The sequence below is a fragment of the Pantoea sp. WEP genome, assembly GCF_041678305.1.
Lineage (GTDB): Bacteria > Pseudomonadota > Gammaproteobacteria > Enterobacterales > Enterobacteriaceae > Pantoea > Pantoea dispersa.
In genome coordinates, this window is sequence record NZ_JBGNXB010000001.1 from 2,023,962 (window position 1) to 2,045,494 (window position 21,533).

A 21,533-nucleotide genomic window follows, 5' to 3' on the forward strand; every position below is an offset into this window, starting at 1 on the left:
CGGCCGTAGCACTCAACGCTCGCGCCGCCACGCCTCGGCGGTTAACGCTTCGCCAAAATGGCTGGCAATCAGCCGTTTGGTTAAGTCGTGCAGCGGCGAGGCCAGCACGTCAGCGGTGCCGCCGCGCTCCACCACTTCACCCTGATGCATCACCAGCACCTGGTCGCTGATGTGCTTCATCATGCCAAGATGCTGAGTAACATAAATATAGGCGATGCCGTGTTTCTCCTGCAGCTCGAGCATCAGGTTCACCAGCTGCGAACGCATGGTCATGTCCAGCGAGGCGAGGGCTTCATCGGCGACAATCACCTTCGGCTGCAAAATCAGCGCGCGCGCCAGCGCCAGGCGCTGCTTCTGGCCGGGGGCCAGCATGTGCGGATAATAGCCGGCGTGGTCGCGCAGCAGCCCGACCTGACGCAGCGTGGCAATGATGCGCTTTTCGCGTGCTTCATCATCAAGATCGGTATTCAGCCGCAGCGGAAAATCAAGGATCTGGCTTACGCGCTGGCGCGGATTGAGCGACGTCGACGGATCCTGAAAAATCATGCGAATCCGCTGGCTGCGGTAGCCGTAATCGCCATAAGAGAGCAGGTGATCGTCGATCAGCATCTCACCTTCGCTTGGCGCCACCATGCCGCTCAGCATCTTCGCCAGCGTGGATTTGCCCGAACCGTTCTCGCCGATAATGGCCAGCGTCTGCTTTTCGCGCAGAGTAAAACTGACGTTTTTCACCGCTTCAACATGCTGGCGCCGGAACAGCCCGGTGCGGTAGCGGTAGGTTTTGCTCAGGTTGCGCACTTCCAGCAGGGTTTCCATTATTGGCTCTCCATATTCAGCGGGAAGTGACAGGCATAAAGATGCGCTTTAGTGCCGCTCAGGCGCGGCGTTTCGATGCATTTACGCTGCGCGTAAGGGCAGCGCGGACCGAGACGGCAGCCAATCGGCAGATGTTCCAGCGACGGTATCGCGCCGGACAGCGTATTCAGGCGGCTTTTATGCGGCAGCGCGCGGCCAAAGTCGGGCATGGCGCGGATCAGCGCCTGGGTATACGGATGGTGCGGCGTTTCCATCAGATCATCACTCTGCGCGGTTTCCACCGTTTGTCCGCAGTACATCACGTTGATGCGGTCCGCCCACTGACTCATGGTGCGCAGGTCATGGCTGATCAGCAAAATCGTGGTGTTGTTATTCTGATTGAGGCGGCTCAGCAGACGGAAAATCTGCGCCTGCGTGGTGGGCTCCATGGCATTGGTCGGCTCATCGGCAATCAGCAGGCGCGGCTGATTAGCCAGCGCGATAGCGATCATCACCTTCTGACATTCGCCTTCGGTCAGCTCATACGGGAAGCTGCGCATGATGTCTTTGTGATCTTTAATGCCGACGCGGTGCAGCAGCTCAATGGCGCGCTCTTTGCGCCAGAACCACAGGCGCTGATACCAGCGGCCTTTAAAGGTCCAGCGTGGAATGGCCTGCATCAGCTGGCGGCCGACACTTTCAGAAGGATCGAGACAGGATTGCGGCTCCTGAAAAATCATCGACACGTTATGGCCAACGATACGCCGCCGTTCGCGCGGCGACAGGCGCAGCAGATCGATATCATCGAACACCATGCGGTCGGCGGTGACGCGCCAGTTATCTTTGGTCACGCCGCAGATGGCTTTCGCCACCAGACTTTTCCCCGAGCCGGATTCGCCCACCAGGCCACGCACTTCGCCCTCGTTTAGCGTCAGATTGATGCGATCGACCGCTTTCACCGGACCTTCAGCGGTCATGAATTCAATGGTCAGATTTCGGATGTCCAGTAACGGCATTATTCCACTCCCGCAGCGACGGCGCGACGGATGCCATCGCCCAGCAGGTTAACAATCAATACGCTTACCATCAGCGCGGCACCCGGCAGCATCACCGTCCACGGTGCCACGTAAATCAGCTCCAGCGCGTCACCCAGCATCGCACCCCATTCGGGCGAGGGCAGCTGCGCGCCGAGGTCAAGAAAGCCGAGCGCGGCGATGTCGAGGATGGCCATTGACAGCGAGCGGGTAAATTCACTGACCAGCAGTGGCAGAACGTTTGGCAGCACTGCATTCCACAGAATATTCAGGTTGCGCGCGCCATCCAGCCGCAGCGCCACCACATACTCTTTTTCCATCTCGTCATGCACTGCCGTGTAGATTTCGCGCACCAGACGCGGGATCAGCGCCAGCAGTACCGCCAGCATTGCATGCTCCAGTCGCGGGCCAAGAAAGGCCACCACGATAATCGCCAGCAGCAGAGAGGGAATCGACAGCAGCGTATCCAGCACGTGATTCATCACCGCCGAGCGCAAACCGTGGGTAATCCCCGCCAGCACGCCCAGCAGCAGCGCGCAGATTGCTGCCAGCACCGTTACCAGCAGCGCAGAGCCAACCGTCGGCGCCACGCCGCTCAGTAAACGGCTTAGCACATCGCGCCCGAGATCGTCAGTGCCGAGAAAGAAGGAGACATCGCCGTAGCGCGACCACGACGGCGGCAACAGCTGATAGCCGAGAAACTGCTGGTCGATACCGTAAGGGGACAGCAGCCCGCCGAACAGACAGAGAAACAGCAGGATGCCGAAGCCGTACAGGCCAATCATGGCGCTGGTATCGCGATAAAAGCGCTGCCAGCTGAGGCGAAACGCACTCGGCAGCCGCTTCTCGGCGTAGATGTTATCTGAGGGCATACCACTCCTTGTGTTTCAGCGGATTGAGCGCCGCACCGATAATATCCGACAGTACGCTGACCAGAATCACCAGCCCGCCAACCACCATCACGCCTGCGGAGATCGCCGCGTAATCCTGCTGACGGATGGCGTTAATCAGCCAGCGCCCCAGTCCGGGCCAGTTGAACACCACTTCGGTGATCATCGCCAGCGTCAGCATAGTGGAGAATTGCAGGCCAAGACGCGGGATCACCGGCGGCAGTGCGTTGTGCAACACGTGACGACGAATCACGGTGAAGCGCGACAAGCCGCGCGTTGCCGCTGCCTTGACATAATTTTTATCCATCACGTCGCTGGTGCTGTTGCGCAGCAGGCGAATCACTTCGGTAGTCGGTGCCACAGCCAGCACGATCACCGGCAGAATCAGGTGCGTCAGCGCGCTGACCAGCATCTCATGCCGCCACGGTGAAGGGCTAAGCCAGGCGTCAATCAGGGCAAAACCAGTAATGTTCTGCACCGGATAGAGCAGGTCGAAACGGCCGGAAACCGGCAGCCAGCCCAGCGTCAGCGAAAACAGCAGGGTAAACAGCAGTGCCAGCCAGAACACCGGCATTGAGAAGCCGAGCAGCGCCAGCGCGCTGATGGCTTTATCCTGCCATTTATTGCGCATCACGCCGGCGCAGATACCGAGCGGAATACCGACCAGCAGCGCCAGCATAAACGCCAGCACGCACAGTTCCAGCGTGGCGGGAAACACCTCGCGCAGCTGTATATCAATTGCCTGACCGTTGGTGCTGGAAACACCGAAATCAAACTGCAGCAGCCCTTTAAACCAGAACCACCAGGCATCGAACAGCGAGGCGCCTTCCAGCGGCGCGTTAGGCGTGAAATAGCTCAGGCTGAAACTCACCAGCGAGAGTAAGAACAGGGTGATGATCAGCAACAGCAGGCGACGCAACAGATAGATGATCATGCTTACTCCTCGCCGTGCTCATCGCGGTAAACCCCGGCGAACGAGGCATTACCGAAGGGACTCAGCACCAGACCTTTAATATCGTGCCGGTAAGCCTGAAGGCGCAGCGACGACGCCAGCGGCAGCACCGGCAGCGCCTGCGCCAGCATCTGCTGGGCGCGATCGTAGCTGTCGATACGCGCCGACAACTGCTGCGACAGCAGCGCGCGCTGCAGCGCCTCATCAAACGCCGGCGAACACCAGTGCGCGTAGTTGGTCTGCGAACGAATCGCCGCACAGCTCAGCAACGGGCGGAAGAAACTGTCCGGATCGTTACTGTCGGTGGCCCAGCCGGTCAGGGTTAAATCATGATTCATGGCCATCAGCTGTGCTTCCTGAAAACGCCCCTCGACCGGCGCGATGGTGACGCGCACGCCCACCTGCGCCAGATCCGCCTGCAACAGCTCGGCGGTTTTTAGCGGGCTGGGGTTCCACGACATCGAGGTGGTCGGCACCACCAGACGCAGATGCAAATCCTCAATGCCCAGTGCTTTTAATGCTTCACGCGCTTTTGCCGGATTGTATTCCGTCACGCGCGCATCATTATCGTAAGCCCACGAGGCGCGCGGCAGAATCGAGGCTGCGGTTTCCGCCGTGCCGTAATAAATCGACTCCATCAGCCGCTCGTTGTTGATCGCCAGCGCCAGCGCGTGGCGCACTTCCGGACGGTCGAGCGGCGGTTTGCGGGTGTTAAACGCCAGATAGGCGATGTTCATGCCAGGACGCAGCGTCATGCGCAGGCGCGGATCGTCGCGCAGAATCGACAGCTGGCTGGCGGCTGGGTAGGCCAGTACGTCACACTCGCCGGTCAGCAATTTCGACAGGCGGCCAGTGCCGCCCACGCCGAGGTCAATCACCACCTGTTGCAGACGCGGCACGCCTTTCCAGTAGTGCGGATTGCGCGCCAGACGCAGATATTGCCCGGTGCGGTACTCACTCAGCTGGAACGGGCCGGTGCCCACCGGCTGGCGATCCAGCTGTTCCTGCTGGCCTGCCGCGCTCAGCTGGCTGGCGTACTCCTGTGACAGCACCGGCGCGTAGTGGGTGGCGATATGCCACAGGAACGAAGCGTCCGGGCTGTTGAGGCGGATCTCCACCGTGTCGTTATCCAGCTTCTTCACGCTCTGCACCGAGTCGGCAAACTGCAGGCTGTCGAAGTAGGGATAACTGCCGCCGTTGACGTTATGCCACGGATGCTGGCGATCAAACATGCGGGCAAAGCTAAAGACCACATCGTCGGCGTTCATTTTGCGCGTCGGCGTAAACCAGTTGGTGTGCTGGAACGAAACATCTTTGCGTAAGTGGAAGCGGTAAGTCGCGCCGTTATCGCGCACTTCCCAGCTCTGCGCCAGATCGGGGATCAGGCGATAGGTATAAGGGTCGACGTCGAGCAGGCGGTCATACAACTGTGCCGCCAGCGTATCGACCACCAGCCCGCTGCTGACCATCTGCGGGTTGAAGGTGTTAACCGTGCCGTTGACGCAATAGACAAAGCCACTGTGGCGGATAGAGTCCGCGGGCGCGGCGAGCGCAGAGGCACTCAGGACGCTGAGACCAAGCAGCAGCGCGGGGAATAATTTTGGCATAGAACTCAACGATTCTCGGGCAATAGCGAGAGTGTATCGCAAAGCACGCGCACTCCCCAAATTCGCCGCGCATCTGCGCTTTTTTTACCCAGCGGGAGACGGGGGTAAGCACAACCTTAGTGTGGAAATGAGAAAAATTCTCAATTAGCGCTTTACAGATGATAATAGGAATGATTATTATTCTTCTGCGCTTCGACGGTGGCTCTACCGAAGAAGAGCACGACATTGCTCACATTGCTTCCAGTATTACGTTGCCCGCACCTCGTGTTGCGGGCTTTTTTTTGCGCCATCGTCAGCCGCGCATCGTTATGTTACTTCCGGCAATCCTCATGCGAAATCGGCATCGGTCATTTGTTATGCGCAGGGTAGTCTGGGCTTTTCATCTGCAGAGAAATGATAATGAAAAGAGTGACTTTAACGATGCTGTTACTGGCCAGCGGCAGCGTCGCGGCACACGGCGTTACCCTGCGCATTGCCGATCAAAAGGGCAACATGCGCGCCGAGCTCGAAGCAGCGCAGCAGCTCAACGATCTCTCCTACCGTATCGAATGGGCGGAATTTCCGGCCGCCGCTCCGCTGGCCGAAGCCCTGAATGCCGGGGCGGTTGATGCCGGTATTATTGGTGATGCGCCGCTGCTGTTCTCGCTGGCCGCGGGTTCGCAGGTTAAAGCGGTGGCCGTCAGCAAATCCATCCCGGCCGGGCTGGCGGTGCTGGTTGCGCCGGACTCACCCATCAAAACGCCGCGGGATCTGCGCGGTAAACGCATCGCTACCGGGCGCGGGTCGATCGGTCATTTTATCGCGCTGAAAGCGCTGGAAAGTGCCGGGCTGAGCGATAAAGCGGTCAGCTGGCGCTTTCTCACGCCTGCCGATGCGCGCATTGCGCTGGCGAGTGGTTCCGTCGATGCGTGGGCAACCTGGGATCCTTACACCGCGCTGGCAGAAGTAACGCATACTGGGCACGTGCTGATCAACGGCGTGGGGCTCTCCAGCGGCAACAGCTTCCTCGCCGCCACCGATGCGGCACTGAGTGACGCCAGTAAACGTGCGGCGCTGCAGGATTATATTAACCGGCTGGCGGCCGCTGACCGCTGGGCCAATCGCCACGTTGAGGCGTATTCCGCCAGGCTGGCGAAAATCATCGGTTTTCCTCAGGAGGCTGCCGCCAAATCTTTTGCCCGACGTCAGTCACACTGGCAGAGCATTGATGACCACACCGTACAACAGCAGCAGGAAACCGCCGACTTTTATCAAAAGTACGGCCTGATTGCTCAGCCACTCGATGTCAAGCCGACCTTTTATCGCGGTCTGCAGGTGGCACAACAGTAACCCTTTGTGCGCCGGTATTTGGCGAACAGGCGGGATGCGCGTAGCATGGCGGCATCAAATCCGTGGCGGATAACCCAATGTTAATCAAAACCTTTGATGGTCATAATGACCTGTTGCTCAACCTGTGGTTGCATCATCGCGACGATCCGGCCACTGCCTTCTTTACCGGTATCGAAAAAGGACACCTCGATTTTCCGCGCATGCAGCAGGGCGGCTTTTCCGGCGGATTGTTTGCGCTGTTTGTGCCGCCGCAGCGCTACGTCAGCGAAGTGGCGCCGCACCTGGCCGGTGAAGCCTGGCAGCCGCTGGAGATCCTGTGGCAGCAGCTGGAGATTCTGAAAAAGCTGGTTGCCCGTTCTGACGGCCGGGCGCGCCTGTGCCTCAGCACCGCCGATATCGCCGCCTGCCGGCGCGACGGCGTGCTGGCGATGGTGGCGCACATTGAGGGCGCGGACGGTTTTGACGGCGACGGCGCCGACCTTGCCGCCTTCTGGCAGGCGGGCGTGCGCAGCATCGGTCCGTTCTGGAATCTGGAAAATCGCTTTGGCGCTGGCGTCACTGGCGCATTTCCCGGTTCGCCGGATAGCGGTCCGGGGCTGACCGCCGACGGCGAGCGGCTGATCGCGCTGGCGAATCAGCAGCGCATGATGATCGACGTGTCGCACATGAATGAAAAAGCGTTCTGGGACACGGCCCGGCTCTCATCCGCGCCGCTGGTCGCCAGTCACTCGAATGCGCACGCGCTGTGCGCGCAGCCGCGCAACCTTACCGACGACCAGCTGCGGGCGATTCGCGATAGCGGTGGCGTGGTCGGCATTAATTTCGGCAACGCCTTTCTGCGCGCCGACGGTAAGCGCGACGATGATGGCGGCTTGATCGAAATTGTTAAACACTGTGAGCATCTGATGACTATTATGGGAAGCGATCACGTCGCGCTGGGGTCGGACTTTGACGGCATCAGCGTGCCCGCAGAGCTTAAAGATGTTACCGGTTTGCCGCGGCTGTATGCGCTGATGCGCAGTCTCAACTATGATCAGGCATTGCTGGAACAACTTGCCTGGGGCAACTGGCAGCGGGTATTGCACCAAATCTGGCAGGCGTAAGTGTATTTCCTTACGCAATCAGGGTTGATCTGCTCGCTACATTGGCGCAACATCGCCCCGCGTTATCCATTGCTGGCGGAAGCTTTGTTTCTGTCGCAATGTTTTTAGCAGAGCCTGCTCTGCGTTTTAAGACTATGAGGAAGAATATTATGTGGAAAAAACCTGAGTTTGTTGACCTGCGTCTGGGCCTGGAAGTAACGCTGTACATCTCCAACCGCTAAGACGTCCTGCCCGCCGTTCGTGCGGGCATTTTCTTTTCCTGCTTCGGTCCTTCACATGTTTATTAAAGTCCTCGGTTCGGCGGCTGGCGGTGGCTTTCCGCAGTGGAACTGTAACTGCGCCAACTGCAGCGGGCTGCGTAACGGCACGCTCCAGGCGCAGGCGCGCACCCAATCCTCAATCATTGTCAGCGATAACGGTACCGACTGGGTGTTGTGCAACGCTTCGCCGGACATCAGCCAGCAAATCGCCCGCACGCCGGAACTGGTGAAACACGGCGTGCTGCGCGGAACGGCGATTGGCAGCATTATTTTGACCGACAGCCAGATCGATCACACTACCGGTCTGCTGAGCCTGCGTGAGGGCTGCCCGCATCAGGTCTGGTGTACGCCGGAAGTGCATGCCGACCTCACCAGCGGCTTCCCGATTTTTACCATGCTGCAGCACTGGAACGGCGGCCTGCAGCATCGTGCGCTCACGCCGCTTGAGCCGTTTCGCGTTGACGTCTGCGCCAGCCTGCAATTCACCGCCATTCCGATTCTCAGCAATGCGCCACCGTATTCGCCGTATCGCGATCGTCCGCTGCCGGGACATAACGTGGCGCTGTTTATCGAAAACACCGCCAGCGGGCAGACGCTGCTCTATGCGCCAGGCCTCGGCGAACCGGATGCGGTGATTATGCCTTGGCTGCAAAAAGCCGACTGCCTGCTGATCGACGGCACCGTGTGGCAGGATGATGAGCTGCTGACCACCGGCGTCGGCAAAAATACCGGCAAAGCCATGGGCCATCTGGCGCTGGCGGAAGAGCAGGGGCTGATGGCGCTGCTGGCCGCGCTGCCGGCCAGACGCAAAATTCTGATTCACATTAACAACACCAATCCGATTCTCAACGAGCATTCGCCGCAGCGCCAGTTCCTGACGCAGCAGGGCATTGAAGTGAGCTGGGACGGCATGGCGATTCATTTGCAGGAGTCCGCATCGTGATCATTACCGAGGCGTTGTCACCCGAAGCCTTTGAACAGGCGCTGCGTGCCAAAGGCGCGTATTACCATATTCACCATCCTTACCATATCGCGATGCACAACGGTGCCGCGACGCGCGAGCAGATTCAGGGCTGGGTGGCGAACCGTTTTTACTATCAGACCAATATTCCGCTGAAAGATGCGGCGATCATGGCCAACTGTCCGGATCCGGCAACGCGCCGTAAATGGGTACAGCGTATCCTCGATCACGACGGCCGTAACGGTGAGGAAGGCGGCATTGAAGCCTGGCTGCAGCTGGGAGAAGCGGTTGGTCTCGATCGCAAAGTCTTGCTGTCAGAGAAGCTGGTGTTGCCGGGCGTACGGTTTGCCGTTGATGCCTATGTCAACTTTGCGCGTCGCGCCAACTGGCAGGAAGCAGCGTGCAGCTCGCTCACCGAGCTGTTTGCCCCGCAGATTCATCAGTCGCGCCTCGACAGCTGGCCGCAGCACTATCCGTGGATCAAAGAGGAAGGCTATTTCTACTTCCGCAGCCGCCTGAGCCAGGCGAACCGCGATGTGGAACATGGCCTGGCGCTGGCGCTGGAAGTCTTTACCAGCGCTGAGCAGCAGAACCGTATGCTGGAGATCCTGCAGTTTAAACTCGACATTCTCTGGACCATGCTGGATGCCATGACCATGGCATACGCGCTGCAGCGTCCGCCGTACCACACGGTGACCGATCAGGTCGCCTGGCACAGTACAAGACTGGTGTAATCACATGAAAGAGACTCTGATTCCGGCGTTTCGCCGCGGCTATCGTCTGCAGTGGGAAGCCGCGCAGGACAGCCACGTGGTGCTTTACCCGGAAGGAATGGCGAAGCTGAATGAAACCGCTGCCGCCATTCTGGAACTGGTGACCGGCAAGCAGGATGTGGCGGCCATTATCGCCACGCTCAATGCGCGTTTTCCGGAGGCGGGTGGTGTCGATGATGACGTCAAAGACTTCCTGCAATCGGCCATTGAACAGAAGTGGATCCAGTGTCGTGAACCCGAATAAACCTGGCGTGAATGCGCCGCTGTGGCTGCTGGCGGAGCTGACTTATCGCTGCCCGCTGCAGTGCCCTTACTGCTCGAACCCGCTGGATTTCTCCCAGCAGGAACAGGAGCTGAGCACCGAGCAGTGGATCGAGGTGTTCCGCCAGGCACGCGCCATGGGCAGCGTGCAGCTGGGGTTTTCCGGTGGTGAACCGCTGACGCGCAAAGATCTGCCGGAGCTGATTCGCGCTGCGCGCGATCTGGGCTTTTACACCAACCTGATCACTTCCGGCATTGGCCTGACGGAGAAAAAGCTTGATGCCTTCGCCGACGCCGGGCTGGATCACATCCAGATCAGTTTCCAGGCGAGCGATGAAACGCTGAACGCCGCGCTGGCCGGTTCGCAGAAGGCGTTTCAGCAGAAGCTGGCGATAGCAAAAGCGGTGAAAAAGCACGGCTATCCAATGGTGCTGAACTTCGTGCTGCACCGCCATAATATCGACCAGATCGATAAAATCATCGATCTGTGTATCGAGCTGGAGGCGGATGATGTCGAGCTGGCCACCTGTCAGTTCTACGGCTGGGCGCATCTTAACCGCCAGGGGCTGCTGCCAACGCGCGAGCAGATTGCCCGCGCCGAAGCGGTGGTTGCGCGCTACCGTGAGCGCATGGGCAGCAGCGGCAATCTCACCAATCTGCTGTTCGTCACGCCGGATTACTACGAAGAGCGGCCCAAACCCTGTATGGGCGGCTGGGGATCGATATTTCTCAGCGTGACGCCGGAGGGTACGGCGTTACCCTGTCACAGCGCGCGCCAGCTGCCGGTGCAGTTTCCCTCAGTGCTGGAGCAGAGCCTGGAAGATATCTGGTATAACTCGTTTGGCTTCAATCGCTATCGCGGCTTCGACTGGATGCCGGAACCGTGCCGCTCATGCGATGAGAAAGAGAAAGATTTCGGCGGTTGCCGCTGCCAGGCATACATGCTGACCGGCGATGCCGACAACACCGACCCGGTGTGCAGCAAGTCGCCGCATCATGGAAAAATTCTTGAGGCACGCCGTGAAGCCAGCTGCAGCGATATCAAAATCGCCCAGCTGCAGTTCCGTAACCGCAGCAATTCTGAGCTGATTTTCAAACAGCGGGTCACCTGATGTGCGAACGCAGCCTGACGCTGGCTAACGGTCTGCGCTGTCATCTGTCGCACCAGCCCGACGCGCGGGAAAGCGCGGCGCTGGTGCGCGTCGGCGCAGGCAGCCTGCACGAACCCGATCGCTGGCCCGGTCTGGCGCATCTGCTGGAACATCTGCTGTTTTGCGGCAGCGCGGGCTTTACCGGCGATGAGCGCCTGATGCCGTGGCTGCAGCAACAGGGTGGTCAGGTGAATGCCACCACACAACTCAGCCGCAGTGCCTGGTTCTTCCAGCTGCCGGCGCAGGCGCTGGCGGCGGGCGTGGCAAGGCTGGCAGATATGCTGGCTGCGCCACTGCTGACCGGTACGGCGATTACGCAGGAAGCGGCGGTCATTGAGGCAGAATTTCAGCTGCTGCGGCATCATGCCGAAACGCTGAGTGAAGCAGCGCTGCTCGACGCGGCCGGTGGCGCACTGCGCCGCTTTCGCGTCGGGAGTGCGGCGACTTTTGGTGACAACGCAACGGAGCTTCAGCAGGCGCTGCGGCTATTTCATCAGCAGCATTTCGTCGCCGCCAACCAGCGGCTGTGGCTGAGCGGACCGCAATCGCTGGATGAATTACAGCAGCTGGCCGAGGCGTTTGCTGTTCGCCAGTCAGGCGGTGCGGTGCACTCCTCATTGCCAGCCATTCCCGCGCCGGAGCCTGTTGAAACGCTCATCCAGCTTCCCGATGAAGAGTCATTCTGGCTTAGCCTATTTATCACCGGCGAAGAAAACGCTTTGCGTGACAATGTCACATTACTGGAGGCTTTCTGGCAGGATGAAGCCCCTGGCAGCCTGATGGCGCAGCTGCGCAGCGAGCAACTGTGCGCTTCGCTGCAGTGTGAATGGCTGTGGCAGAGCGCCGATCATAGCTGGCTGGCGTTGCGCTTCAGTGCGCCAGCGCTGTCAGCGTCGGCGGCAAGACGCATTGAACAGCTCTTCTGGCAGCATCTGCGTGCGGTGCGCGCCGCCACGCCAGCGCAGCATCGCCACTATTTGCAACTGGCACAGCAGGATTTCGCTGCGCTGTCGCCGCTGACGCAGCTGCGCGGACGGGCGCTGGGATCGGCGCCGTCAGCTGACGTTCCCGCAGATTTCACCGGTTTCATCACCGCGCTGCCACAGGCCTCGTGCACGCGGCTGCTGACGCAGCGACAGCTGTCCGCCGCGCCTTACACCACGCAGGGATTCTGTCTGCAGCGCGCGCCATGGCCACAGAGCGCGGCTGGCCCGGTTGCGCCGGTTAACTGGTCATTTTATCCGTGCGCTGACGTCCTGCATTTGCCGGAACTCCCGGCAAATTGCGCGCCGTTGCTGCGCGCAAATCCGGTGCAGCCGCGGGAAACGCTGCTGGTGCGCCCGGCGTTTTATCACACCCTCAGTGACGAGGCGGCGCTAAGCTGGCAGCAGCAGCTGCGCCCACGGCTGGCCGCACTGCGCCATGCCGGTGGCAGCGGACGCTGGCAACAGCAGCAGGGCGTCTGGCAACTGGTGATTAATCTGCCTGACGATGCAATGCCCGCGCTGCAACAGCTGCCTGGCGTGCTGGCGGCGCTGAATGCGCCGGTGCTGCCGCAACCGCACCGCGCTGCACAAAGTATTGTGATTCGTCAGTTGCTGGAAGCACTACCGCAGCAGCTGCTGGCCCCGGCTGCGCATCCTGCATGGCAGGCCGCCTGGTGCGGCCACAGCGAAAGTGTCAGTCAGCACGCCGCGCACGGGGTGAGCGAAGTGGTCCGGACTCAGCCTGCGCCGGCGCGCGCGGCGGCGCTGCAGCACGGCGTCAGCGCGCTGCGCTGTGCGGCGAACGATCAGGCCTTGTTGCTGTTTATTCCGCTGCCCGCTGCCGATGATGCCAGCCTCGCGGCGCTGCGTGCGCTGGCGCTGATGTTTGAACCACGCTTCTTTCAGCGCCTGCGGGTTGAGCAACAGATTGGTTATGTGGTGTCAGCGCGCTACCAGCGCGTGGCGGATGTGGATGGACTGCAGCTGGCGCTGCAATCACCGTCCATTGGCTGGCGTACACTGCTGCAACACTGCAAAGCGTTTTTGCGCGACATGGTGAGTGAACTCGCCGCCATCAACGATGAAACGCTGCGGGGCTGGCAGGCAACGCTGCTGGCGCAGTGCCAGCCACACCAGAACGCCGACGCCGCCAGTGAGGCACTGCGAAAACAGCAGGGACTGCCGGTGCTTACGCCAGAAGCGGTCGCCGCGCTCACGTTACCCCAGCTGCAGCGGCTGCATCAGCGCCTGCTGCGCGAACGCCGCCGCTGGCGTTTACTGATTAATCAACGTGAATAATTTCTCCCTCTCTGCAGTCAGCCTGCTCCCGCTGGCATAAAGACAAAAGTTTACACAGCAGGGGTTGGTGTTTCTGCTGCTTTTGCATAAACTGGCCGCACTTTTCTCTGAGGCTGTGGCATGACGATATCGCCCCAACGCGCAAAATGGATTCTGGCACTGGTTTGTCTGGTGCTGGCGTTTTGTCTCGTCCAGCGCAGCTTCAATCTCCCGACTCAGCCTGTCGTTAGCATTACTGCTCACAGCGCCGCCGTTGATGACGGTGCCAGCAGTGATAAGCCCTGTGCGCTGGGCGCTAAGTCACTCAGCGGCAGCGCGCCGCTGCTCGATACCGCGCTGCCGTTCCTCGTACTGCTGCTGGCGTTGATCGCCACGCTATTCCAGACTTCGTCTGCTACCGTCTGGCGGCGTGAACCGCTGTTTGTGCCGCTGCGACGGCGCCATCTCACGCTCTGCGTCTTCCGGGAATAACACCACGCGATCCACCGCGTAAACCCTGTTATTCAACGGAGAAACGATTATGACATTCCTGATCAGGAGCCTGCTGCTCCTTGTGGCGAGCTGCGCGCTGACCGTGCAAGCCGCCGATACCGGCTGGCTGCGCAACGCGCAAAATAGCCATGCTGAAGTGCGCCTGCGCGCCGCGCCGCAGGGCGATCACCTGCAACTGCTGCTGGATATTCGCCTGCAGCCGGGCTGGAAAACCTACTGGCGCTCGCCGGGTGAAGGCGGCGTCGCGCCGGAAATCCGCTGGCAAACGCCGGATGTCAACGCCCGCTGGTCGTGGCCAGTGCCAGCGCGCTTTGACGTCAGCGGCCTCACCACGCAAGGCTACAAAGGCAACGTTACGCTGCCCATCGTGCTCGAATCTGCCCCGCAGAGCACGCTGGCCGGCACGCTGACGCTGTCCACCTGCAGCGACGTCTGCATTCTGACGGACTTTCCGTTCCAACTCGATCTCTCGCAGCCCGCCGGTCCGGATTTTGCGCGTGACTTCGCCCAGGCGATGGGGCAGATCCCGGCTGACAGCGGGCTGACCGATCAGCTTGATGCCAGCTTCGTTGATGGCACGCTGCAAATCCGGGCGCAGCGTCAGCAGGGCTGGCAGCAGCCGGAACTGTTCTTTGATTATCCGCAGGGCAGCATGCTGGCGGCGCCGCAAATCAGCGTGCAGGGTGAGACGCTGACTGCTCGCGTGGCAGTGACCGACGAATGGGGCGAGGCCGCGCCGGACCTGCGCGGTAAAGCGCTGTCGCTGGTTATCGCTGACGCCGGTATCGCTCAGCAAAGCCAGCTGACCCTTGGTCATCAGCCGCTGTTTTCTCCCTCTGCCGGAAACGCCACGCTGTGGTCGGTAGTGCTGCTGGCGCTGCTCGGCGGGCTGATTCTCAACCTGATGCCCTGCGTGCTGCCGGTGCTGGCGATCAAACTGAGCAGTCTGGTGCAGCAGCAGGGACAGACGCAACGCCAGACGCGTCAGCAGTTTCTCGCGTCCAGCGCCGGTATTCTGTTCTCTTTCCTGCTGCTGGCGCTGCTGATGACCGTGCTACGGCTCAGCGGTCAGGCGCTGGGCTGGGGCATTCAGTTTCAGAGCAGCGGCTTTCTGCTGGTGATGGTGCTGGTGATGTTCCTGTTCAGCGCCAGTCTGTTCGATCTGCTGCATTTTCGACTGCCTTCCGGCCTGACTACCCGGCTGGCGACGCACGGCGGTGCCGGTCTGGCAGGACATTTTGGCCAGGGGGCCTTTGCCACGCTGCTGGCGACGCCGTGCAGCGCACCGTTTCTTGGCACCGCCGTCGCCTATGCGCTGACCGCGCCGCTGCCGCAGCTGTGGCTGCTGTTTTTCGCGCTCGGTGTCGGCATGAGTCTGCCGTGGCTGCTGGTTGCGGCGCTGCCGGGCATGGCGCGCTGCCTGCCGCGTCCGGGGCGCTGGATGCTGCATCTGCGCACGCTGCTGGGGCTGCTGATGCTGCTGGCAACGCTGTGGCTGGTGACGCTGCTGATTCCCCACTGGGGCAGCACCGTCGCCATTCTGCTGGCGGCCATCCTGCTGCTGGCGCTGACGGGCTGGCTAATCGCACGCCGCGCGCTGCCGCAGGCAGGTCTGGTGTTCATTACCGTGACGCTGGCGGGCGCGCTGTTACTGCTGACGCGCCTCTCCCCGGAAGAAGAATCGCTGGTGTGGCAACCGCTGACCGAAGCCGCCATCAATCAGGCGCTGGAGCAGGATAAACGCGTATTCGTCGATGTCACCGCTGACTGGTGCATCACCTGCAAAGTGAATAAATCGCGGGTGCTGAATCAGCCTGACGTGCGTGCCGCCCTCGGCGCAGAGGATGTGGTGCTGCTGCGCGGTGACTGGACACAACCGGATCCGGCCATCGGCGAGTTCCTGCGCCGCCGCGATCGCGTAGCGATCCCCTTTAACCAGATTTATGGCCCGGCACTGCCGCACGGCCAGATTTTATCGCCGTTATTAAGTCGTGATGCGGTGATTTCAACATTCTCTGAGGCAAAAAAATGATGAAAAAATCCCTGTTACTTTCGCTGATGTTACTGGCAGCACCCGCCCTGGCTGCCGCGCCATTTACCCCTGAGCAGGAGGCGCGCATCAAACAGCTGATTCGCGAAACCCTGGTGCAAAATCCGGCGATTCTGGCAGAAGCCGCCGACGCATTTGATAAAGAAGCCGCGCGCCAGCAGCAAAACGTGGTTGCGCAGATGGTAGAGAAAAACCGCGCGGCGCTGTTTAACGATGCCGGCTCACCGCGCATCGGTGCCAAAAAACCGGCACTGACGCTGGTCTATTTCACCGACTACAACTGCGTCTTTTGCAAAAAGTTTGAGGCGGATATCGAAAAACTGCTGCACAACTATCCGCAGGTGGCCGTGGTGCTGAAGCCGCTGCCGTACCGCGCTGAAAGCTCGCTCAGTTCGGCGCGTCTGGCGCTGACGGTGTGGGAGCAGCAGCCGAATAACTTTCTTAAGCTGCATGAACGGCTGATGGCAAAGAAAGGCAACCATGATGAAGCCAGCATCGCCGCCGCGCTCGACAAAAGTGGCATCAGCTTATCGGCGCCGAGCACCGCCAGCCTCGACACCATCAACCTCAACCTGACGCTGGCGCAGCAGCTGGGTGTGCAGGGTACGCCCGCCACGCTGGTGGGCAATCAGCTGATCAGCGGGGCAGTGCCTTATGCACAGCTGGAAGCCGCGGTGAAAGGTGCGCTGCAGGCTCAGCCATGAGCCGGGTAACGCGCTGGCTGCGCGAAGGCGTGCTGTTGGTGCTGATGGCAGCGGCGCTACTGCTGGCCATGGACTGGCTGCGTGCACCGCAGCTGCCCGCGGATGTGGCCCTGCAGCCGCTCAGCGCGCTGCAGGGCGAGGTGAACCTGGCGACGCTGAGCCAGCAGCGGCCGGTGCTGGTTTACGTCTGGGCCAGCTGGTGTGGCGTGTGCAAACTCACCACACCGACGGTGGCCGCGCTCAGTCAGCACGGCACGCAGGTGGTCAGTGTGGCTCTGCGATCCGGCAGCGATGCGCGCGTCGCCACCTGGCTGGATAAAAAAGGAGTACGGGGATTCGCCGTCAATGATGAAAGCGGGGCGCTGGGACAGCGCTGGGAAATCAGCGCCACGCCGACGTTCATCGTGCTGCATCAGGGCAAGGTGGTCAGCACCAGCAGCGGCTGGACCAGCAGCTGGGGACTGAAGCTGCGCCTGTGGTGGGCGGCGCGCGCTGCCTGATTAATCATTAACGGTTAACCGACCGCGTTAAATAACCGTAGCGTGAATAACCTTGCGCTGCGGTTATTTTTTTGCTGATTCAAAATCCGCACCAAATATTTCAATGCATTGAAATTAAATAAGTAATAAATAAAGTGATAGATGGATGTTTCTGGTTTATTTGCAATTAGCATCATCATGGCACATATATGTTAAATCACTTTTTTATTTATTTAATAACGGCGCGCTCGCGCCATTTTATTTTGGGGGAGAACAATGCGAATTCATCACCTCAACTGTGGCTGCATGTGCCCGCTCGGTGGCGCGTTATTCGATGGTTTCAGCAAAGGTCCGTTTGCTGAACTGGTGTGCCACTGCTTACTGCTGGAAACTGACCGTCACGGTTTAATCCTCGTGGATACCGGTCTGGGCACGCAGGATATGCGCCATCCTGACCGCCGCCTGTCGGGCTTTTTCCGCGCGCTAAATAATATTCGCTATAACGAGCAGCTCAGCGCACTGGCACAGATTCAGCTGCTGGGTTTTCGCCCGGAAGAGGTGCGCCACATTATTCTGACCCACCTCGATTTTGACCACGCCGGCGGCATCAGTGATTTTCCGGCCGCCCGCATTCATCTGCTGCAGCGTGAACTGGATACCGTAACCCAGGCGGGCGATAGCAGCTGGCTGGCGCGTCAGCGGTTTCGCCCGCAGCAGTGGACTGCGCACGATGGCTGGCGCGGTTACGCCAGCGGCGGCGAGCGCTGGTATGGCTTTGATGCGGTGAAGGCGGTCGACGATCTCAGCGATGAGATTCTGCTGGTGCCGCTGCCGGGACATACGCTGGGCCATGCGGGCGTGGCGATTCGTCACCAGGGCGGCTGGCTGCTGCATGGCGGCGACGCCTGGTTTTATCGCGGTGAAATGTACCACAGCCAGCGCCACTGTACGCCGGGCCTGCGCGCCTATCAGCGCCTGATGTGCAGTGACCGCGCCGCCTGGCACAGCAATCAGCAGCGGCTGCGTGAGCTGTCACTGCAGCACGCGCAAGAGGTGCAACTGTTCTGCAGCCACGACGCACAGGAACTGAACCAGTTCCGTCGGCACGGTTAACTTTTTGTGCGGGCTGTGCGCATGACTCTTTATCTTTACTAATATTTCTCAGGCGTGCGAAGCGATGCCTGGCCGGATCGCTCTCGCCTGGAAAAACTGTGATAGGGAGAGTGCGATGTACCATACCTCGGGACGCTCGGTTGTTGGCGTGACGCTGTTTACCCTGCTTGAGCCATTGCCGCTGGGCTTTTTCTTTGCTGCCTGGCTGTTTGATATTATCTATCTGCAAACCTTCATCGTCATGTGGACCAAAGCCGCCAGCTGGCTGATAGCCATCGGGCTGGTGCTGGCGATTGTGCCGCGACTAATCAGCCTGATTCATTTATTCCGTGGCGCACCTGCCGCAGAGAAAACCCATTTCTGGCTGTCGCTGCTGGCAATCGTGCTGGCCATCGTTAACGCATTCATTCACAGCCGCGATGCCTATGCAGTGGTGCCGATGGGCGTGACGCTCTCCACCCTGGTGGTGGTGCTGTTGCTGATAGCGAATCTGCAGCTGGCGCTGCGCGAGCGTCGTTTACAGGGAGGTCGCCCATGAAATTTCGTGTTATGAGTGCGATGGGAATTGCAGTACTGCTGAGCGCCTGCGACAGCGGATCGGACCTCGATCCGCAACGGCAAATCGGCCCTGATCCGCAGCTGCCGCAGGCTAAAAACTTCTTTATGCCGCCGATGCAGGTGCCGGAAGGCACAGCGTGGAAAGAGGGCGAGACACCAAAAGTGGCCGATGGCCTGAAGATCGAGAAAATCCCGGCCAGCCTGATGCACCCGCGTCAGCTGTATGTGCTGCCGAATGGCGACGTGCTGGTGGCAGAAGCCAACGGGGTGAAAAACCCGGTCACGGCACCGAAAGAATTGATCATGAGCCTGGTGCAGAAATCTTCCGGCAAAGGTGGCCCGGGCGGCAACCGCATCACGCTGCTGCGCAACGTAAACGGCAAGTGGGAACAGCACCGGTTTATCGAAAACCTCAATGCGCCGTTTGGCATGCAGCTGATTGGCAATACGCTGTATGTGGCTAACGCCGACAGCCTGGTGAAATTCCCTTACCAGACCGGCGAAACCGAAATCCGTACGCCGCCGGAAGAGGTGACGTCGCTGCCGGGCGGTGAGCTGAATCACCACTGGACCAAAGCGCTGCTCGCCAGTCCGGACGGCAGCAAACTGTACGTCGGTGTCGGCTCCAACAGTAACATCACCGAGAACGGCATCGGCGCAGAGTATGGCCGCGCGGCGGTGTGGGAAGTGGACGCCGCAACCGGTGCCAGCCGCATTTATGCCAGCGGCATCCGCAATCCTACCGGTCTGCAGTGGGAGCCGCAAAGCGGCAAGCTGTGGGCCATCGCCAACGAGCGTGACGAAATCGGTTCGGATCTGGTGCCGGATTACCTGACCTCCGTGCAGGACAAAGGTTTCTACGGCTGGCCGTACAGCTACTTTGGTCAGCACGTCGACGAGCGCGCGCAGCCGCAGCGGCCGGATCTGGTCGCGAAAGCCATCAAGCCGGACTATGCGCTGAGCTCACACGTGGCACCGCTCGGCCTGCTGTTCTATGGCGCGGAGAATATGCCGCAGTACCGCGGCGGCGCGTTCATCAGTGAACACGGCAGCTGGAACCGCACGCCGCTCAACGGCTATAAAGTGATTTGGGTGAAATTTGAAAACGGCAAACCGGTCGGGCAACCGCAGACGGTGGTGTCAGGATTCCTCACCGACGATCAGAAGCAGGTACGCGGTTTGCCGGTAGGACTGGCGACGGATAATCAGGGCGGGGTGTTGATTGCCGACGATGCCGGCAACGCGATCTGGCGTATCAGCGCCGCTCAGTAGCGGTAATCGCAGGCAATAAAAAAGGATTTGGCCAAGTCGCCAAATCCTTTTTTTATGTTCGTCACCCGGCTGGTAACCGCGCTCGGAACGGGGTGCTCAGCACTCCTCACAAAAGGAATGATAAAATGTGCAGCGGAAGATTTCAAGTTTCGCTAAAATACTGTATGGTTATACAGGTGTTGGGCGCGGCGGATGCTTATTGTTTTCTGATGACTCCAGGGGCGCGGATAGTCAAACCCCGGCAGGTTTCAGGTGGTGCTGGCCTGTGGCTTTCACAATGAGTGCCGCTCAGCGCTCCTCACAGATGTGCTTAGGCGGTCGGCGGGTAGAGTCAGGGCCCCGAAAGCTGAACAGCGCGCTCCTGTCAGAGGAGAAGGAAAGTGATGGAACTTGTTCGATTACTCCTGGACCTGGTCCGGGTGATCCTGCAAATCATCGTTGCCCTTTTGCAACTGACCGGTCAGGCGCACTGACCGGAACTTGAAACAAGGCGGAGCTCACCCCTCCGCCTTTTTTCGTACGCCCGCGTTACTCGCCGGGCCGGCTTTGCTGTTGCATCGCCTGTCTGAGCGCCGCAACAAACACGCTGACGCGCGCCGGCAGATGGCGCGTGGTGGGAAACAGCGCCCACACGCCCAGCATCTGCGGCTGCGCGTCCTCCAGCTCCAGCGCCACCAGTTCGCCGGATGCCAGCTCTTCCCGCACATCCCATTCAGAAAGCTGCGCGATGCCGCTGCCGGCCACGCACAGCGCACGCACCCCTTCGACATTGCTGCCGCTGAAGCGCCCGTCAACGCTCAGGCTGGAGAGATGACCGTCCACCATAAAACTCCACTGCACCACATTCGACAGGCGCAGACAGTGGTGTTGATGCAGATCCGCCAGATGACGCGGCGTGCCGAAGCGTTGCAGATAGCCCGGAGCCGCACACAGCCGGCGCGGGTTATCGGCCAGACGGTGTGCCACCAGGCGGGAATCGCGCAGCGGGGCGATGCGAATCGCGACATCAAAGCCCAGCCCGACAATGTCCGTGACATCGTCGCTGAGCTGAAACTCAACGCGCAGCCCGGGGTTTTGCTCCATCAGTGACGGCAGCAGCGGAATGATGGTGCGGCGGCCAAACCCCGTGGGCGCGGTGATGCGCAGCTGGCCGGTGGCCCCCTGTTTATCGGGCGCGAACAGGTTGCGTGCGCTCTGTTCGGTCTCGGCCAGCGTTCTGGCATAGGGAAGAAACTCTTCGCCTTCATCGGTAAGGGCAATGGCGCGCGTGGTGCGATGCAGCAGCCGTACGCCGAGATCTTCCTCCAGTGAGGCCAGCCGGCGCGACACGGTCATAGTGGTGGTGCCGAGCCGCCGCGCCGCCTGCGTCAGGCTGCGGGTTTGCGACACCATCAGAAAAACATCAATATCCCGGGAGTTCATTGTAACGGTTTCCGTTAAGCAGACGTATCATAATCGGTCATT

At 60.3% G+C, this 21,533-nt stretch carries 21 protein-coding genes; 15 read left to right on the forward strand and 6 right to left on the reverse strand.

The window, feature by feature from the left end:
* Positions 1 to 12 precede the first annotated feature (12 nt).
* From sapF to sapA, 5 genes are read right to left on the reverse strand one after another with little or no spacing between them, the layout of a single operon-like run.
* Positions 13 to 816: a putrescine export ABC transporter ATP-binding protein SapF gene (gene sapF / locus ABVR31_RS09310; RefSeq protein ID WP_306172992.1), complete on the reverse strand. Its 804-nt coding sequence runs from the start codon at positions 814 to 816 to the stop codon at positions 13 to 15.
* Positions 816 to 1,811 carry a putrescine export ABC transporter ATP-binding protein SapD gene (gene sapD, locus ABVR31_RS09315; RefSeq protein ID WP_021505966.1) on the reverse strand — a complete coding sequence of 332 codons (996 nt, stop codon included), beginning with the start codon at positions 1,809 to 1,811 and terminating at the stop codon, positions 816 to 818. Before sapD ends, sapF begins: the two co-directional genes overlap by 1 nt.
* Complete coding sequence (gene sapC / locus ABVR31_RS09320; RefSeq protein WP_021505967.1) at positions 1,811 to 2,701, reverse strand: putrescine export ABC transporter permease SapC; 891 nt, start codon at positions 2,699 to 2,701, stop codon at positions 1,811 to 1,813. Before sapC ends, sapD begins: the two co-directional genes overlap by 1 nt.
* Positions 2,688 to 3,653, reverse strand: a complete 966-nt coding sequence (sapB, locus tag ABVR31_RS09325) for a putrescine export ABC transporter permease SapB (protein ID WP_021505968.1) — start codon at positions 3,651 to 3,653, stop codon at positions 2,688 to 2,690. Before sapB ends, sapC begins: the two co-directional genes overlap by 14 nt.
* A 2-nt stretch (positions 3,654 to 3,655) precedes the next feature.
* Entirely contained in the window at positions 3,656 to 5,278 is a 1,623-nt protein-coding gene (sapA, locus tag ABVR31_RS09330; protein ID WP_058758605.1) for an ABC transporter substrate-binding protein SapA, read from the reverse strand.
* A 399-nt stretch (positions 5,279 to 5,677) separates the two neighbouring features.
* Here sapA and ABVR31_RS09335 point away from each other — a divergent pair, with 399 nt between their 5' ends.
* The 15 genes from ABVR31_RS09335 (at position 5,678) to ABVR31_RS09405 (ending at position 20,069) form a co-directional block, all read left to right on the forward strand.
* The gene (locus tag ABVR31_RS09335) at positions 5,678 to 6,607 is read left to right on the forward strand and encodes an ABC transporter substrate-binding protein (RefSeq protein WP_372772518.1); all 930 of its coding nucleotides are present in this window, start codon (positions 5,678 to 5,680) and stop codon (positions 6,605 to 6,607) included.
* A gap of 83 nt (positions 6,608 to 6,690) precedes the next feature.
* On the forward strand, positions 6,691 to 7,710 hold the full coding sequence (locus ABVR31_RS09340) for a dipeptidase (RefSeq protein WP_372774009.1): 1,020 nt from the start codon (positions 6,691 to 6,693) through the stop codon (positions 7,708 to 7,710).
* A gap of 149 nt (positions 7,711 to 7,859) precedes the next feature.
* A complete protein-coding gene (gene pqqA, locus ABVR31_RS09345) occupies positions 7,860 to 7,931 on the forward strand; it encodes a pyrroloquinoline quinone precursor peptide PqqA (protein WP_010617686.1) in 72 nt (23 codons plus the stop codon).
* Positions 7,932 to 7,986: 55 nt separating this feature from the next.
* Positions 7,987 to 8,913: a pyrroloquinoline quinone biosynthesis protein PqqB gene (gene pqqB / locus ABVR31_RS09350; RefSeq protein WP_021505973.1), complete on the forward strand. Its 927-nt coding sequence runs from the start codon at positions 7,987 to 7,989 to the stop codon at positions 8,911 to 8,913.
* Positions 8,910 to 9,665: a pyrroloquinoline-quinone synthase PqqC gene (pqqC, locus tag ABVR31_RS09355; RefSeq protein WP_021505974.1), complete on the forward strand. Its 756-nt coding sequence runs from the start codon at positions 8,910 to 8,912 to the stop codon at positions 9,663 to 9,665. Before pqqB ends, pqqC begins: the two co-directional genes overlap by 4 nt.
* Positions 9,666 to 9,669: 4 nt before the next feature.
* Positions 9,670 to 9,948, forward strand: a complete 279-nt coding sequence (pqqD, locus tag ABVR31_RS09360; protein WP_021505975.1) for a pyrroloquinoline quinone biosynthesis peptide chaperone PqqD — start codon at positions 9,670 to 9,672, stop codon at positions 9,946 to 9,948.
* Entirely contained in the window at positions 9,935 to 11,077 is a 1,143-nt protein-coding gene (gene pqqE / locus ABVR31_RS09365; protein ID WP_372772520.1) for a pyrroloquinoline quinone biosynthesis protein PqqE, read from the forward strand. The genes pqqD and pqqE overlap by 14 nt, the downstream gene beginning before the upstream one ends.
* On the forward strand, positions 11,077 to 13,401 hold the full coding sequence (pqqF, locus tag ABVR31_RS09370; RefSeq protein WP_372772522.1) for a pyrroloquinoline quinone biosynthesis protein PqqF: 2,325 nt from the start codon (positions 11,077 to 11,079) through the stop codon (positions 13,399 to 13,401). The genes pqqE and pqqF overlap by 1 nt, the downstream gene beginning before the upstream one ends.
* Positions 13,402 to 13,521: 120 nt before the next feature.
* Complete coding sequence (locus ABVR31_RS09375; protein ID WP_058758599.1) at positions 13,522 to 13,872, forward strand: hypothetical protein; 351 nt, start codon at positions 13,522 to 13,524, stop codon at positions 13,870 to 13,872.
* A 49-nt stretch (positions 13,873 to 13,921) separates the two neighbouring features.
* Complete coding sequence (locus tag ABVR31_RS09380; protein WP_371221082.1) at positions 13,922 to 15,925, forward strand: protein-disulfide reductase DsbD family protein; 2,004 nt, start codon at positions 13,922 to 13,924, stop codon at positions 15,923 to 15,925.
* Positions 15,925 to 16,647 (forward strand): DsbA family protein, encoded by a 723-nt coding sequence (locus ABVR31_RS09385; RefSeq protein WP_088517198.1) that lies wholly within the window; start codon positions 15,925 to 15,927, stop codon positions 16,645 to 16,647. The genes ABVR31_RS09380 and ABVR31_RS09385 overlap by 1 nt, the downstream gene beginning before the upstream one ends.
* Entirely contained in the window at positions 16,644 to 17,147 is a 504-nt protein-coding gene (locus tag ABVR31_RS09390) for a thioredoxin domain-containing protein (protein ID WP_372772525.1), read from the forward strand. Before ABVR31_RS09385 ends, ABVR31_RS09390 begins: the two co-directional genes overlap by 4 nt.
* Positions 17,148 to 17,402: 255 nt before the next feature.
* The gene (locus ABVR31_RS09395; protein WP_211726161.1) at positions 17,403 to 18,239 is read left to right on the forward strand and encodes an MBL fold metallo-hydrolase; all 837 of its coding nucleotides are present in this window, start codon (positions 17,403 to 17,405) and stop codon (positions 18,237 to 18,239) included.
* Between the two features lie 115 nt (positions 18,240 to 18,354).
* Positions 18,355 to 18,777 (forward strand): DUF2231 domain-containing protein, encoded by a 423-nt coding sequence (locus ABVR31_RS09400; RefSeq protein ID WP_136547638.1) that lies wholly within the window; start codon positions 18,355 to 18,357, stop codon positions 18,775 to 18,777.
* Positions 18,774 to 20,069 carry a sorbosone dehydrogenase family protein gene (locus ABVR31_RS09405; protein ID WP_150058014.1) on the forward strand — a complete coding sequence of 432 codons (1,296 nt, stop codon included), beginning with the start codon at positions 18,774 to 18,776 and terminating at the stop codon, positions 20,067 to 20,069. The genes ABVR31_RS09400 and ABVR31_RS09405 overlap by 4 nt, the downstream gene beginning before the upstream one ends.
* Positions 20,070 to 20,597: 528 nt before the next feature.
* Here ABVR31_RS09405 and ABVR31_RS09410 read toward each other — a convergent pair.
* Entirely contained in the window at positions 20,598 to 21,491 is an 894-nt protein-coding gene (locus tag ABVR31_RS09410; RefSeq protein WP_088517157.1) for a LysR family transcriptional regulator, read from the reverse strand.
* Between the last annotated feature and the right edge of the window lie 42 nt (positions 21,492 to 21,533).